This is a genomic window from Agrobacterium tumefaciens str. B6 (genome assembly GCF_001541315.1).
Lineage (GTDB): Bacteria > Pseudomonadota > Alphaproteobacteria > Rhizobiales > Rhizobiaceae > Agrobacterium > Agrobacterium radiobacter.
Genome location: NZ_LMVK01000051.1, coordinates 71248 through 84601 on the forward strand (window position 1 = coordinate 71248; position 13354 = coordinate 84601).

15 protein-coding genes and 1 tRNA gene are annotated in these 13354 nt (G+C 59.5%); 9 read left to right on the forward strand and 7 right to left on the reverse strand.

The window, feature by feature from the left end:
- Positions 1-55 precede the first annotated feature (55 nt).
- On the reverse strand, positions 56-1039 hold the full coding sequence (dgcA, locus tag ASB65_RS25220; protein WP_060725757.1) for an N-acetyl-D-Glu racemase DgcA: 984 nt from the start codon (positions 1037-1039) through the stop codon (positions 56-58).
- A gap of 143 nt (positions 1040-1182) precedes the next feature.
- On the opposite strand from dgcA, the gene ASB65_RS25225 reads away from it, so the two are divergent.
- The 5 genes from ASB65_RS25225 (at position 1183) to ASB65_RS25245 (ending at position 6258) form a co-directional block, all read left to right on the forward strand.
- Entirely contained in the window at positions 1183-2343 is a 1161-nt protein-coding gene (locus ASB65_RS25225) for an ABC transporter permease (protein WP_060725758.1), read from the forward strand.
- A gap of 11 nt (positions 2344-2354) precedes the next feature.
- Positions 2355-3191 carry an ABC transporter ATP-binding protein gene (locus tag ASB65_RS25230; RefSeq protein WP_003502972.1) on the forward strand — a complete coding sequence of 279 codons (837 nt, stop codon included), beginning with the start codon at positions 2355-2357 and terminating at the stop codon, positions 3189-3191.
- A gap of 8 nt (positions 3192-3199) precedes the next feature.
- Positions 3200-4570 (forward strand): MlaD family protein, encoded by a 1371-nt coding sequence (locus tag ASB65_RS25235; RefSeq protein ID WP_060725759.1) that lies wholly within the window; start codon positions 3200-3202, stop codon positions 4568-4570.
- 15 nt (positions 4571-4585) lie between these two features.
- Complete coding sequence (locus ASB65_RS25240) at positions 4586-5191, forward strand: ABC-type transport auxiliary lipoprotein family protein (protein ID WP_060725760.1); 606 nt, start codon at positions 4586-4588, stop codon at positions 5189-5191.
- 101 nt (positions 5192-5292) lie between these two features.
- Entirely contained in the window at positions 5293-6258 is a 966-nt protein-coding gene (locus ASB65_RS25245) for an alpha/beta hydrolase family protein (protein ID WP_060725836.1), read from the forward strand.
- Between the two features lie 34 nt (positions 6259-6292).
- On the opposite strand, the gene ASB65_RS25250 is transcribed toward ASB65_RS25245, so the two are convergent.
- Complete coding sequence (locus ASB65_RS25250; protein WP_060725761.1) at positions 6293-6730, reverse strand: PACE efflux transporter; 438 nt, start codon at positions 6728-6730, stop codon at positions 6293-6295.
- A 47-nt stretch (positions 6731-6777) separates the two neighbouring features.
- Here ASB65_RS25250 and ASB65_RS27855 point away from each other — a divergent pair, with 47 nt between their 5' ends.
- On the forward strand, positions 6778-7017 hold the full coding sequence (locus ASB65_RS27855) for a hypothetical protein (RefSeq protein ID WP_080868429.1): 240 nt from the start codon (positions 6778-6780) through the stop codon (positions 7015-7017).
- A gap of 292 nt (positions 7018-7309) precedes the next feature.
- On the forward strand, positions 7310-7558 hold the full coding sequence (locus ASB65_RS25255; RefSeq protein ID WP_003502962.1) for a hypothetical protein: 249 nt from the start codon (positions 7310-7312) through the stop codon (positions 7556-7558).
- 140 nt (positions 7559-7698) lie between these two features.
- Here the strand turns inward: ASB65_RS25255 and ASB65_RS28625 are convergent, their stop codons facing one another.
- The 3 genes from ASB65_RS28625 to ASB65_RS25270 all read right to left on the reverse strand — a co-directional run bounded on the left by ASB65_RS28625 (position 7699) and on the right by ASB65_RS25270 (position 8860).
- Positions 7699-7887, reverse strand: a complete 189-nt coding sequence (locus ASB65_RS28625) for a hypothetical protein (protein ID WP_020012681.1) — start codon at positions 7885-7887, stop codon at positions 7699-7701.
- Positions 7888-8175: 288 nt separating this feature from the next.
- Positions 8176-8406: a hypothetical protein gene (locus ASB65_RS25265; RefSeq protein ID WP_003502959.1), complete on the reverse strand. Its 231-nt coding sequence runs from the start codon at positions 8404-8406 to the stop codon at positions 8176-8178.
- Between the two features lie 202 nt (positions 8407-8608).
- Positions 8609-8860 (reverse strand): hypothetical protein, encoded by a 252-nt coding sequence (locus tag ASB65_RS25270; protein WP_020812120.1) that lies wholly within the window; start codon positions 8858-8860, stop codon positions 8609-8611.
- 78 nt (positions 8861-8938) lie between these two features.
- Between ASB65_RS25270 and ASB65_RS29045 the strand changes: the two genes are divergently transcribed.
- Positions 8939-9775 carry a hypothetical protein gene (locus ASB65_RS29045; protein WP_233282991.1) on the forward strand — a complete coding sequence of 279 codons (837 nt, stop codon included), beginning with the start codon at positions 8939-8941 and terminating at the stop codon, positions 9773-9775.
- A 171-nt stretch (positions 9776-9946) separates the two neighbouring features.
- Here ASB65_RS29045 and ASB65_RS25285 read toward each other — a convergent pair.
- A tRNA-Lys gene (locus ASB65_RS25285) sits at positions 9947-10022 on the reverse strand.
- A gap of 155 nt (positions 10023-10177) precedes the next feature.
- Positions 10178-10432, reverse strand: coding sequence for a GlsB/YeaQ/YmgE family stress response membrane protein (locus tag ASB65_RS25290; RefSeq protein WP_060725837.1), 255 nt, complete (start codon positions 10430-10432; stop codon positions 10178-10180).
- Positions 10433-10554: 122 nt separating this feature from the next.
- On the opposite strand from ASB65_RS25290, the gene ASB65_RS25295 reads away from it, so the two are divergent.
- Positions 10555-13224, forward strand: coding sequence for a mechanosensitive ion channel family protein (locus ASB65_RS25295; RefSeq protein ID WP_060725764.1), 2670 nt, complete (start codon positions 10555-10557; stop codon positions 13222-13224).
- The last annotated feature ends 130 nt before the right edge of the window (positions 13225-13354 follow it).

Genomic DNA, 13354 nt, shown 5'->3' on the forward strand with positions numbered 1-13354 from the left:
AACAAGCGGTGAGGTCGTGCCTTTATCTTGTTTCTCTGCCTTCAATATCTATGGCTTACCCCCACAATTCCGGCCGCGCCGGATAAACCAGTGAACCCTCATAAACCAGCCCCGGCTCGCGATCCTCGGCCAGCAGCAGCGGCCCGTCGAGATCGGAAAAGGCTGCTCCCTGGGCGGCGAGTATGGCGGGGGCCATGCCGAGCGAGGTGCCGAGCATGCAGCCGACCATGATGGTGAAACCGAGCCGCTCCGCTTCCGCCTTCATGACAAGCGCTTCCGTCAACCCGCCGGTCTTGTCGAGCTTGATGTTGATCGCGTCGTAGCGGTCGCGCAGGTCGGCGAGGTCCTTGGTGGAATGCACGCTTTCATCGGCGCAGATCAGCACCGGATGGTCGATACGGGAGAGAATGGCGTCCTTGCCGGCGGGCAGCGGCTGCTCGATCAGCGATATCTTCAGTTCCGCCGCAAGTCTCAGATAATATTCGATATTATAATCGTTCCAGCCCTCATTGGCGTCGATGATGATGCGCGCCTCCGGTGCTGCGGCGCGCACGGCGCGCAGGCGTGCCTCGTCATCGGCGGTTCCGGTCTTGATCTTCAGCAGCGGGCGGCCTGCGTTTTTCGCCGTTTTCGCGGCCATGGTCTCGGGGTCGGCGAGTGAAATCGTATAGGCGGTGACGAGCGGTTTTGCCGCCTGTCCGAGAATGCTTTCGGCGGCGCTTTTACCGCTCATCTTGGCTTCGAGATCCCACAGCGCGCAATCGACCGCATTGCGGGCGGCGCCGGGTTGCATCGCCTGCTGCAATTCCTGTCGGGTCAGGCCGTCGGCGATCCGCTCTGCCATCGTCTCGATATCGGCGATGACGCCTTCGATGCTTTCGCCATAACGCGGATAGGGCACACATTCACCTCTGCCGGCGAAGGAACCATCGAGGATGGTGCACGTTACGACATCCGCATGCGTGCGGGTGCCGCGTGAAATGGTGAAGCTGCCGGCAACGGGAAAACGTTCTGTTGTGGCTTGCAGGTAACGGGGCATGTTTTTTCACTTCCGATTGGGCGGCAAAAGACACATGACGCCAAATTTATCACGAATTGTCGGCGGTCACTGTGGCTTGCCGAAGGCCAAACCGTTATGAAACCTTTAAGAATCTCGTGACGGCTGCACTCGCTCGGAGCATTATGCAAGAACAGGACACACGGCAACAGGCGAACCCGGCCGCCATCACCGAAGACGATAGCGTCTCCGGCGGCGGCTTGCGTTTTGTCATGAGCGGCTCCTGGCGCAACAGCAATCTCTCCGGTGTTTTCCCCAGTCTCGAAAAGATCGAAAAAAGCAGATCCGCCGGCGCGGTGGAAATCGATCTTTCTGCCGTCGAGGCCATCGATACCACGGGCGCGTGGATCATCCAGCGTCTGCGCAAGGACCTTGAGGTCAACGGCGCCACCGTCACCGTGACGGGTAATGACCATATTGAAGAGGTCATCGGCCAGTTGCCCGAAAAGGTGGAGATGGAGGGCGAAGCCGGTCCGAAGGAGGGGCTTGCCGAGCGTATTTTTGCGCCCATCGGCAAGGCCGTGATCCAGAACGGCGCGGATTTTCTGGCGGGCATGTATATTCTCGGCTCCGCCGTGCGCGGCGCGCAGATGAAGCTCGGGCGCGGGCGTGGCGTCTCACCGGCGGCGATCGTCAACCAGATCGACCATATGGGCGTGCGCGCCGTGCCGATCATCATGTTGATGTCGTTCCTGATCGGCGCGATCATTGCCCAGCAGGGTGCGTTCCAGCTCAGATATTTCGGTGCGGAAGTCTTCGTTGTCGATCTCGTCGGCATTCTGCAATTGCGTGAAATCGGTGTGCTTCTGACCGCGATCATGATCGCCGGCCGTTCAGGCAGCGCCATCACCGCGGAAATCGGCTCGATGAAGATGCGCGAGGAAATCGACGCGCTGAAGGTGATCGGTCTCAATCCCGTCGGCGTGCTGGTGTTTCCGCGGCTGGTGGCGCTCACCATCGCACTGCCGCTTTTGACCATTCTCGCCAATTTTGCAGCGCTTTTCGGCGCTGCCATCGTGGCGCTGCTTTATTCCGGCATCACGTTCGAGGTGTTCCTGTCGCGCCTGCATGGCGCTGTCGAGGAATCGACCATTGCAGCGGGCATGATCAAGGCGCCGTTCATGGCGCTCATCATCGGCATTGTCGCGGCGGTTGAGGGCATGAAGGTGGGCGGTTCGGCGGAATCGCTTGGCCAGCACGTCACCTCCTCGGAGGTGAAGTCGATCTTCGTCGTCATTCTGGTGGATGGTCTTTTCGCCATCTTCTACGCAGCCATCGATTTTTAAGGGAGGGCGCGTTGGAGAAACTGGACCAGAAACCGCACGAGACCAGAACCGGAAAAGACGGCCGCGAGGTGGTGCTTTCCGTCGAGGGCGTGACCGTCGGTTTCAACGGCCGGAACGTGCTCGAAAATCTCGACCTCGATGTCTATCGCGGTGAAATCCTAGGCTTTATCGGCCCCTCCGGCGCTGGCAAATCCGTGTTGATGCGCGCGATCTTGCGGCTCCTGCCGCGGCAGGCGGGTGCGATCCGCATTCTCGGCACCGATTACGACAAGGCGAGCGAAGACGACCGCATGATGCTCGACCAGCGTCTTGGCGTGCTGTTCCAGCAGGGGGCGCTGTTTTCCGGCCTGACGGTGAAGGAAAACATCCAGCTGCCGATGCGCGAATATCTTGATCTGCCGAAAAAGCTGATGGACGAGCTTGCCTATCTCAAGATCGAGATGGTGGGGCTGAAGCCCGATGCGGGCGACAAATATCCGTCCGAACTGTCAGGCGGCATGATCAAGCGCGCAGCCCTTGCCCGGGCGCTGTCGCTCGATCCCGACCTCGTTTTCCTCGACGAGCCGACTTCCGGCCTCGATCCCATCGGGGCGGCGGAATTTGATATGCTGATTGCGCGCTTGCGCGATTCGCTCGGCCTGACCGTCTATATGGTTACACACGACCTCGACAGCCTGTTCTCCGTCTGCGACCGCATTGCGGTGCTCGGCCAGAAGAAGGTGCTGGTGGAAGGGACATTGCAGGACATGTTCGCCTGCGACGACCCTTGGGTGCAGTCCTATTTCCGCGGCAAACGGGCGCGCTCTGTCGTTCTTCCGGACGGCAAACATGAAAATCCGGTGGAGTAACAAGAAGCATGGAAACCAAGGCGAACTACACCATAGTCGGAATTTTCACGCTGATCGTGATCGCCGCCGCATTCGGCTTCGTTTACTGGATGGCGGAATTCGGCCGTGGCGGCCCGACGGCGCAGCTTGTCGTGCGTATTCCCGGTTCGGCCAACGGCTTGTCCGTCGGTTCTCCCGTGCGCTTCAACGGTATTCCTGTCGGCACCGTGCGCGGCCTTGCCATCGACCGCGACGACCCGGCCTATTCCATAGCCTTTACTGAAGTGCAGGCCGATGCCCCGGTTTTCCCGTCCACGCGCGCCGTGCTTGAAATCCAGGGCCTGACGGGCGCTGCCTATATCGAGCTTTCCGGCGGCAACAAGGATGGCGAGCGTATTCTGCAGAAAGCCGTCGAAAGCGGCGTTCCCGCCGAGCTGACGGCCGATCTTTCCAGTGTCACCAACCTGCTTGCCACCGCAGACAAGATCCTGAAACGTGCGGACGGAGCGATCGGCGAGCTGCAGGGCTTCGTGCAGGATGCGCGCGGCCCGCTGACGCAGACGGTGCGCAACGCCGAGAAATTCTCCGATGCGCTGGCGGCCAATTCCGACGGCATCAAAAACTTCATTGCAAGCCTCAGCTCGCTTTCGACCACCGTGCAGTCGGTCTCGGTGCGTCTCGATGGCACGCTGACCGCGATCGAAGATCTGGTGAAGGCTGTGGATGCCGGCAAGATCGATTCCATCCTGTCGAATGTCGACAAGGTGACGAAGGATGTGGCCTCGGCTTCGAGCGATATCCAGGGCATCATGGAGACGGTGCAGAGCACGGCGCGCAATTTCGAGGCGGCGAGCACGGAAGTGCAGACGGTCGTGAAGCGCGCGGATGAGCTTCTCGCCTCGGTTGATCCCGCCAAGGTGGGCACCGTCGTCAACGACGTCTCGGCTGCCACGGCCGATGCGCGCGACGCGGTGGCGAACTTCAAGCGGATCGCCGACGATGTCGGCGCGCGCCGCGCCGATATCGACCAGGCGGGTTCCGATTTCACCGAAATGGGCCGCAAGCTGAACCTCGCCTCCAGCCGCGTTGATGGCATTCTCGCCAAGGTGGACGGCATGCTCGGCACGGATGACGCCAATTCGCTGTTTGCCAAGGCCCGCGAGACGCTCACTTCCTTCAAGGCGGTGGCCGACAATCTCAATGCCCGTATCGGGCCGATTGCCGACAATCTCACACGCTTCTCCAGCTCGGGCCTGAAAGATTTCCAGGCGCTCATCGGCAGCACACGGCAGACGGTCGACAATCTCAACAACGCCATCACCAATATCGACCGCGATCCGCAGCGGTTGATATTCGGCGGCGAAACCGTGAAACAATATGACGGCAGAACAAGGCGCTAAGAGGGGTATGGGCCAATGAGACTATCGATGAACGGCCAAAAGCGCCGCGCCCTCGTTCTGGCTCCGCTGCTTGCCGCGATGATGGCTGGCTGTGCGGGTGCGCCGAAGAACGATACTTTCGATCTCTCCGTGTCTTCGGCGACGGTGACGCAGGGGCCTTCGCTCAGGAGCCGGCAGCTGCTGATCGCCGATCCGACGGCGTTAAAGGCGCTGGACAGCGAAAACATCGTGGTGCGCCTTTCCGGCTCGGAGGTGCAGTATCTCGGCAATTCGCAATGGAGCGACCGCCTGCCGCGCATGGTGCAATCCAAGCTCGTGGAAGCCTTCGAGGATACCGGCAAGCTCGGCGGCGTCGGCCGGCCGGGGCAGGGGCTGGCAATCGACTATCAGGTCGTGACCGATATTCGCGCTTTCGAAATCGATACGGCAAAGAACCTCGCCAATATCGAAATCTCGGTGAAGCTGCTGAATGACCGCAATGGCACGGTGAAGGCGCAGGAAGTGTTCCGCGCCAGCGCCCGTGTCAGCGGCTCCGGCAACGCCAATTTCGTGAAGGCGCTGGATCAGGCTTTCGCTGCCGCCACGCGGGAGATCGTGGCCTGGACGCTGAAATCGCTCTAGGCGTTTCAGCGGTCATTGCCGTCAGAAGAAATCGCTTTATGTTTGCGTCAGACCGGTTGCCGATCGGTCCATATGCAATATTGCCGATCCGTGAGTTCGTGATGCGATTTCTGCTGCTGCTTTGCCTTGTGCTTTCCACCCTGTCTGGAGCCGGTGCCGCCATGGCGGCCGGTCTCCGGCTGATCGAGGTTCCAGCCGCGAATGGCAAAGCTGCCATGAAGGCTGCGGTGTGGTCGCCCTGCGCGGCCGCGCCGGTGGAGGTCAGGATTGGCCCCTTCCTTTTACCCGCTGTCAGGGATTGCCCTGTGCCCGAAGGGAAATATCCGCTCGTCGTCATCTCTCATGGTTTTGGCGGCACCTATTTCAGCCATCGGGACACGGCGGCGGCGCTGGCGGATGCCGGCTTCATTGTCGCGGCGATCAATCACCCCGGAGACAATGCGCTTGAAATGCAGAAGGCGGGTGAACTTTCCGCGCTGACGGGCCGGCCGGCGGAGATTGCCCGCTTGCTGGATCATCTGCTTGAAGGTTTTAGCGAAGCCGGTTCCATCGATGCCGGACGGATCGGCGTTTTCGGATTTTCGCGTGGCGGTTATACCGCGCTGGTGCTTGCCGGCGGCACTCCCGACTTTGCCAATGCCGTGCTGCCCTGTCCGGATCCGCAGGCGCCGATTTGCGCGCAGATGCGACAGAAGACGACATTACCGCAGCACGGCGGTCAGGATGCGCGTGTGAAGGCTGTGGTTGCTGCCGACCCGTTGAATGCTTTTCCCGGCGCGGGTGACCTGAAGAATATCACGATCCCGGTCCAGCTCTGGAGTTCGGAACGCGGTGGTGACGGTGTCGCGCCGCAGGATGTTTTGCGGCTGCGCGGCGATCTGCCGGCGAAACCGGACTATCGGATGGTGAAAGGGGCGGGGCACTTTTCGTTTATCGCCCCTTGCCCCGCCGAGATGGAAAAGGCCGTGCCCCAGATTTGCAGCGATGCCGCGGGCTTCGACCGGGTGGAGTTCCATCGCGGCTTCAACGCCGATGTCGTCAGCTTCTTCAAGGCATCGCTGCGCTGAGGCGCTTTCCTAGCGTGGCAGTGGAAGCCGTCGATCAGACGGCGTCCTGCTGCGACTTCCATTCCGGAAGGGGAAAAACCCGATCGTAGCTCCAGTTGAAGACAAAAGCATAGACCACGTAAAACAGCGCAAACGAGATATCCATCACCAGGGCGTGCGCAAGGCTGATATTCAGATACCAGGCAATGAGGGGCATCAGCACGATCAGGAGGCCCAGTTCGAACAGCACGGCGTGGGCGACCCGAAGAGCGGGCGTTTTCAGCGTCGTGCCTTTCAGCCGCTGCATGGCGTGGTCGAAGCCGAGATTATAGACATAGTTCCAGACCGTCGCCAGCGTGGCGCTGACGAGGCCGACAATGCCGATATCTTCCATAGGCATGCCAAAGAGCAGTGCGCCCAAGGGAATGACGAGCAGAAGGCCGATGATTTCGAAACTCAGGGCGTGGCGGATACGATCTTGCAGGGAACGCATTTCATTCTCCGGTATGTGACCGGGCCGTCCCGCATGCTGTCGCCGATATGGCCGAGGTCGTCCTCGCGCTGGGTCATATAGAACCTTTGGGCGGAATTTTCAAGCGCTGCGCATTTGGGGGGCTGGGAGTGTTCCGCCTGTTTCCTCTCCCGGGCGGGGAGAAGAAAACGCGCGGCAACGCGTTCGTTTCTCTCGCGCGCACCAACGAAACCGTGATCGGAACAAGACCGGCGCATTTTCGTTATCGCTTATGGAAGGAGGCGTGCCATGCAGCAGAATTCCTCTGAAGGAAGAACGATCAAGGCCGCCAACACGGCGAAGGTTTCGACTTACACGCCAAGCCTCATTTCCCTCAAGGGAAGCTATGTGGCGATGATATTTCGCAGACCGCTTTGCCGAAATCCGCTGGATGTGCGGAAGAAATAAGGGCAGGGGAATCTGCCTGTTACTTGGCCCCGCACATTGATGACGACGACTGCCGAAATGATCGAGAGCTTTAGATGTCTCTAAAGTGTGATTTTCAATCCGGCCCGTCTCCACTTAGACTGGAGATCGCCACAAGAGCGAAGGGAGAATGACATGAAATCAGTTCTCATTATCGCCGCTGTCTTTGGTTTTTCCGCCAGTGCAGCGCTTGCGGAATGCGCAGGTCATCAACAGATCAACGCTTCCGTTCCTGCCGTAGACCGTGAATTCAAAACTGCAAGCATCGTTCCGCCGACGGACCCGGTCGAGAAGCCTGTCGTCATCCTGAAAAAGACCGACCGCCTTCCGGCTGCGGTTGCGACGACCGGTGAGCCCGAAGCCGCAATGCAGCGCATGCAATAGACAGAACAATAACCTCTTCATTCAGAAATCCCGTGCGTGAGGTGATCCGCACGGGATTTTGCTTTTTGAAGACGAGAGGAGGCAGGAATGCTAACGGTAAAGGCCTGCTTCGCGAGCCTTCTCCGGCATTTCCAGGGCGACTAGCTGTCGAGTTTCAGCGACAGCTGTTTCGGCCCTTCGTTCTTTTTCAGCACGTAAAGCGGCCGAGTGATGATGACTTCCGTTCGCCGTTGCAGTTCGCGGCGTCGTTCGAGCGCGCGCTCGCGCATGTCGCGGGAGCGGGCGACGACGGAAAGGGCATTTTCTATGGTTGCGTCTGCTGTGTTCATCGCTGACCTCCATAATGTTCACTTTATGTTCTCATTATTGGTGGCTTGTGTCAACACTATGGCAGGGTTGCGGGCAGGTAATCGATACGTCCCGCCACGCTGGGCACGGCGGTGCGAAAGGCCGCGTGGGAAGCGTCGCCGCATGGGATCGGCTTTGCTCCACGCGCTGACCTTCACGGCACAGATCTGTTCCGGCAGTGTCTAGAGGGACACTCCGGGCCAGCTACGTCGATTTTCACGATGATGTTTCGAAGGCGCGGGGCTGATCCGCCCGGTTTCAGGAGGGGATCAGGAGAGGGGACGTTGATCCGGCGCGGGAAGGCCGCCGGCGGTCAAGAGATCGGTGAGATGCTCGCTGGCGAGCGCGACGATGGCAAGGGCGGCCTGCTGGCGGTTCCAGCCGGCATGTTCCGCTTTTTCGATCAGCCCTTGAATGGAAGGCTCCAGCGCGAACTGGCACTCTGCCTGATAGTCCATGGTGTCGATCGAAAGCGACGGGGAATTGATTGCGGCCCGCATCCTTTGGTCTCCCTGTTTTCCGGCATGCCATCATACGCAAGACGCAAATCGGAACATGCACATTCAGAGGCCGGTGATATCGGGTATGGTCATGAGGCCCGCATATCACTGGCAGCGAATCCCCCAGCAGGCGGACGTTAACGGTAAGTCTTGATCGCTGTCAACGAGCGTGGGGTGGCAGGGGATGTCGCCATGCTCGTTTTCAGAGCCTTCCGCTCCGGAAAGGCTTTCGCCGCCAGATCAGCAGCGCCATCACGTAAAGCGCAAAAAGCACGAACCATGTGACGGGCAGCACCATGAAAAGCGCCGCATAAGCGCAGTTTCCCTCAAAACAGGAGCCGAGAAATCCGGAATCGGCAAGCGCTGCCGACAATAAAAACGCACATATCCCGCTCCCGACTGCGCCGAGAATGAAAAGCAATATGTTGATGAACAATCTCATGACCCCGATCATAGGGATGATTGAGACAGCTTTGGGGAAACGGCGTCACGGCGAGACCTATATTCACCGTTTCGGCAGCATTGAGAAGGAATGAAGATCTTTTCCAGCCGCAACGAATTGACGAAAACATTAAGTCGAATTTTAAATATGACTCGCGTTTTACGGGAATTCTGGTTTTATTACTTCGGGGTTATAAATGGGGATTTTCAGATGATCAGGGTCGTTTTTATTAGGCTCGCATTTTTTCTCTTCGCCATATCGCCGTCTGTTGCTCAGGATACAGCTCCTGACTGGAAAAAATTTGGTTCCGAATATTTGACCTATAATGGTCAGGCCCTGACGTTCGACGCGGCAGACCTGCAGCGTCACCAGAACCGCTTGCGTTGCGTTAAAATGAATAATTACGGATGCGTTATGGGGAGAAGCTGGCAAGGGGCAGCCGGCAATGACAAGGCCGGTCATGCCATCTTCCAGCATCCGAAATGGTCGGTACGCGCAGTTGTCCGGGATTATTGCTCGAAGAACCGCAGGGGATTGCGATCTGCAATGCAGATTGCCGAGACCTATTCACCCTGGTGCGATACGCTCGGCACCGTCGGGGTTCGAAACGGCTGGGGCAGATCATGCGCTGGTGGTCCGCAGCCGCCCACAGGCTTCAAAGGTCCTCTCTGCGCAAAACCCGCAAACGGCACTCCGGCGGCCGGCCAGTGCGGAAGCTGCAATTGCCCCGATGGCGTTGCGCGGGGCATGGCGGCCAGCGTGAACGTCGGGATCAATGACAATCTTGCGCTTTTTGGTGCTGACGGCTCACCGAATGTCGGCAATCTGGTTGCCGTTCTCGGAAGCAAATTCCGGCGGGAGACCGGTTTTGCGGTCAATGAAGGGTTGATCAAGGAAGGTATCGAGCTGGCGGGGCAATGCCGCTGACAGGCTTTTTGCTCCGCGTGAACAATGCGCTTTGGAAATGCTGACAGAGGCGGCGCAAGCCGCCTTTTTAACGGACGGCGTCTAAGGCTCGCAACTTGCCCCGGGGCATCATCGGCCCGTATGGCCGACGCTGGCTGCGTCCGTTAATTTTATGATAAATCAAGGAGTTAATGGTGGGTGATGTAGGGCTCGAACCTACGACCCGCTGATTAAGAGTCAGCTGCTCTACCAACTGAGCTAATCACCCGACCGGCACCGTGTGGCGGTGTGAGGGGGCGTATAAAGGGGAAGTTTGGGCTTGTCCAGCGCGGAAATGAAATTTCTTCGATTTTTGTGACGAAAAAATTTCAGTCGCGCTGGAAAAGCCTGGAAATCCGGGGTTTTACGGATTTTTCCTTTTATTCATCCGCGTCTGAAAGCCCGGCCGATAAGGATGAGGATGCAGGCGCCGATGAAGCCGGCGATGAGATAACCGAGCCAACCTTGCAGAACGATTCCAAATAGCGAAAGGATGGCGTTGGCGACGATCGCGCCGACGATTCCAAGAAGGATGTTCATGAAAACACCCATATTACTTTTCATGAATTGTTCGGCGAGCCACCCGGCGACACCACCGATGATGATGGCTGCGATCCAGCCAATGCCAGCAGATTCCATGATTTCCTCCCATGTTGCTGCATCATCAAAGGTGATGATTCCCGTGGTGAAAAGCAAGGCAAACTCCTGAAAACCTCGCTTTATGCGGGTGGTTTTCCGCACGGCAGGCGCTAAATAGCCTGATGCGGCGCAAAGAGACGAAAGGCATGGATGTGCGGTTGATGTTGGGCGGATTGATGGACGGCAAACGGGTGTTCGACGGCTTGACGCGGGATCGGCGGCAAAGGACCGCAATAGCGGCGATAATGGCCATGGTGCTGTTCCTGGTCGGCGGTCTTTTGTCGGCAATGCCCGCCTCGGCGCAGGAGGGAACGACATCGCCCGCCCCAGTGGCTATCCAGGCTTCGACCGTCGAACAGGCGAGGGCGGAGCTGGAGAAATGGAAGGCCGATGTCGCGGCAATCGCCCGGCAGGTGGAAGCGGGCGGCAGCGACGACGTGCAGCTTGTGGACCTCAAGGGACGGGCCGATACCATTGCCGCCGATGCGGCCGCCGCCAACACCAAACTGCGCACCCGTCTCGACCAGATCAAGACCCGGCTGGATGCGCTGGGTGCGGCGCCTGCGGACGACCAGCCGCCGGAAGCCAGCATGGTGACGGAAGAGCGAAACCGGCTGACGGCGGAACGGGCCGAGGTGAATGCGATTGCCGGCGAGGTGGAGAGCACGGCCACCAATGCCGCGCAGATCTCCAACAATATCACCGCCGTTCGCCGGGCGCTTTTCGCCGCCACGCTGTTCAAGCGCACGGAAGTTTCGGCACAGACGCTGGGCGATGCGTCCTCCGCCTTTCTGACCGAGCTGACCAACCTGAACAACGCTTTCAGCGGTTGGGCGAGTTTCGTCTGGAATTACAAGCGCCTGCCGATGTTCGGGGCCGTGACGCTGTCGATCATGGCGGCGCTCCTGTTTCTGGTGGGTGGTTACCGCTTTTTCGGCAGCCGCATGGACCGGCGGGCGTTTACGGGCGAGCCTTCCTACCTGAGACGGCTTTCGGTGGCCTTCTGGTCCACCATGGTGCAGTCGCTGTCGCTTTTCCTGTTTCTCGTCACCTCGGCGTTTTTCCTCGATAATTTCAACCTGCTGCGGTCTGATATCGCGCCGATCCTGTTCGGGGCGATGGCGGTCACGGGCTTCGTTTATTTCGTGTCGCGGCTGAGCTATGCGATCTTTGCGCCGACGCAGTCGGAATGGCGTCTGCTGCAGGTTTCCAATCGCGGCGCACACACGCTGTCGTCGGCCGTGCTGCTGATGGCGCTCGTTAACGGGCTCGATTATCTGTTCGGCACGATCAGCGAGACGCTGTATTCGCCGCTGATCGTCACCGTTGCCAAGAGTTTCGTCGCCTCGATCATTATCGGCCTTATCCTGCTCACCGTGTCGTTCCTGCGGCCGGTCATCGGCGAAGGGCAGGATTACGAGACCGGCAACCAGCGACTGCCGCGCTGGCTCGTCATTCTGCTGCGGGTTGGCGGTCTCGTTCTCATCGGCGCCTGCCTGACGGGTTATGTCGGTCTTGCGCGCTTCCTCGCCACGCAGATCGTCGCCACCGGCGCGGTACTGGCGACGATGTATATCGGCATTCTCTCCGGCAAGGCGATTTCACGGCAGGGGGCCTTTTCGGAATCCCTTGCCGGCCGTTATCTTGGGCGACGGTTCGGCCTCGGCCCGGTAGCGCTCGATCAGGCCGGTCTTGCCGCCGGGCTCGGCATCTATGCGGTAGCACTTGCCTTCGGCGTGCCGCTCATCCTGTTTTCCTGGGGTTTCCAGCCGGGCGATATTGAAAGCTGGGCCTATCGCCTGCTGACCGGCATCACCGTCGGCAATGCCTCGATTTCGCTGATCGGCCTCTTTGGCGGTGTTCTCGTCTTCGCCATCGGTTATATCATCACCCGCTGGTTCCAGAAGTGGCTGGACAACAACGTCATGGCGCGCGGGCAGGTGGATGCCGGCGTGCGCAACTCGGTCAAGACAGGTATCGGTTATCTCGGTATCGCAGTTGCGGCCATCTTCGGTGTCTCTTCCGCCGGTCTCAACCTTTCAAGCCTGGCGCTGGTGGCTTCTGCCCTTTCGGTCGGTATCGGTTTCGGCCTGCAGAACATCGTCTCGAATTTCGTCTCCGGCCTCATCCTGTTGGTCGAGCGCCCCTTCAAGGTGGGGGACTGGGTGGTGACAGGCACGACGGAGGGCACCGTCAAGCGGCTTTCCGTGCGCGCCACCGAGATCGAAACTTTCCGTGGACAATCGATCATCGTGCCGAACTCGGAATTCATCAATTCCTCTGTTGGTAACTGGACACACCGCAACCGCATCATGCGCGCCGAAATCCCGGTTTCCGTGTCGTACGATTCCGATCCGCAGAAGGTCATGGATATTCTGCTGGAACTCGTGCGCGCCCAGCCGCCGGTGCTGCGCAATCCCGAGCCGCATGTGGAATTCCTGCGCTTCGGCGATTTCTCGCTGGATTTCGAACTGCGTTTCCATCTCGCCGATCTCTCGAACGGGCTTGGCGTGAAAAACGCGCTGCGCATCGCGATCCTCCAGCGCTTCCGGGAGGAGGGGATCGACATCCCGTTCCCGCAGCGCAACCTCAATATCCACGTCGAAGGCGACGCCAATCCGCAGATGCTGGCGGCGCTGCTTTCGGAAGAGGGCGACAAGGCGGTGGTGGCCCATACGGGTGCGGCATCCCCCGTTGCCGGCAATGCGCCGGAAAAGGATGCCGGCAAGGCGGGCGACAAGACTGTTGCGGAACAGCCAGCCGCGGCAAAAGCGGTCGGAAAGGACAAGTGAGCGGCTGCGGCTGGTATCAGTCCGGACGGGTGCGGGGCAGGCCTCGCATCCGACTGTCTTGCGGTGAATGATGGGCGCGCCGGGGCGGCTTTTACTTGATGGAGGCCGGATATGCCCGACCGCCGTCATG

Excerpts from the sequence above, each read along its gene's own strand:
- dgcA (WP_060725757.1), bottom strand. The coding sequence starts at position 1,039 with ATGCCCCGTTACCTGCAAGCCACAACAGAACGTTTTCCCGTTGCCGGC.
- ASB65_RS25225 (WP_060725758.1), top strand. The coding sequence starts at position 1,183 with ATGCAAGAACAGGACACACGGCAACAGGCGAACCCGGCCGCCATCACC.
- ASB65_RS25235 (WP_060725759.1), top strand. The coding sequence starts at position 3,200 with ATGGAAACCAAGGCGAACTACACCATAGTCGGAATTTTCACGCTGATC.
- ASB65_RS25240 (WP_060725760.1), top strand. The coding sequence starts at position 4,586 with ATGAGACTATCGATGAACGGCCAAAAGCGCCGCGCCCTCGTTCTGGCT.
- ASB65_RS25245 (WP_060725836.1), top strand. The coding sequence starts at position 5,293 with ATGCGATTTCTGCTGCTGCTTTGCCTTGTGCTTTCCACCCTGTCTGGA.
- ASB65_RS25250 (WP_060725761.1), bottom strand. The coding sequence starts at position 6,730 with ATGCGTTCCCTGCAAGATCGTATCCGCCACGCCCTGAGTTTCGAAATC.
- ASB65_RS27855 (WP_080868429.1), top strand. The coding sequence starts at position 6,778 with ATGGCCGAGGTCGTCCTCGCGCTGGGTCATATAGAACCTTTGGGCGGA.
- ASB65_RS25255 (WP_003502962.1), top strand. The coding sequence starts at position 7,310 with ATGAAATCAGTTCTCATTATCGCCGCTGTCTTTGGTTTTTCCGCCAGT.
- ASB65_RS28625 (WP_020012681.1), bottom strand. The coding sequence starts at position 7,887 with ATGAACACAGCAGACGCAACCATAGAAAATGCCCTTTCCGTCGTCGCC.
- ASB65_RS25265 (WP_003502959.1), bottom strand. The coding sequence starts at position 8,406 with ATGCGGGCCGCAATCAATTCCCCGTCGCTTTCGATCGACACCATGGAC.
- ASB65_RS25270 (WP_020812120.1), bottom strand. The coding sequence starts at position 8,860 with ATGATCGGGGTCATGAGATTGTTCATCAACATATTGCTTTTCATTCTC.
- ASB65_RS29045 (WP_233282991.1), top strand. The coding sequence starts at position 8,939 with ATGAAGATCTTTTCCAGCCGCAACGAATTGACGAAAACATTAAGTCGA.
- ASB65_RS25290 (WP_060725837.1), bottom strand. The coding sequence starts at position 10,432 with ATGGAATCTGCTGGCATTGGCTGGATCGCAGCCATCATCATCGGTGGT.
- ASB65_RS25295 (WP_060725764.1), top strand. The coding sequence starts at position 10,555 with ATGCGGCGCAAAGAGACGAAAGGCATGGATGTGCGGTTGATGTTGGGC.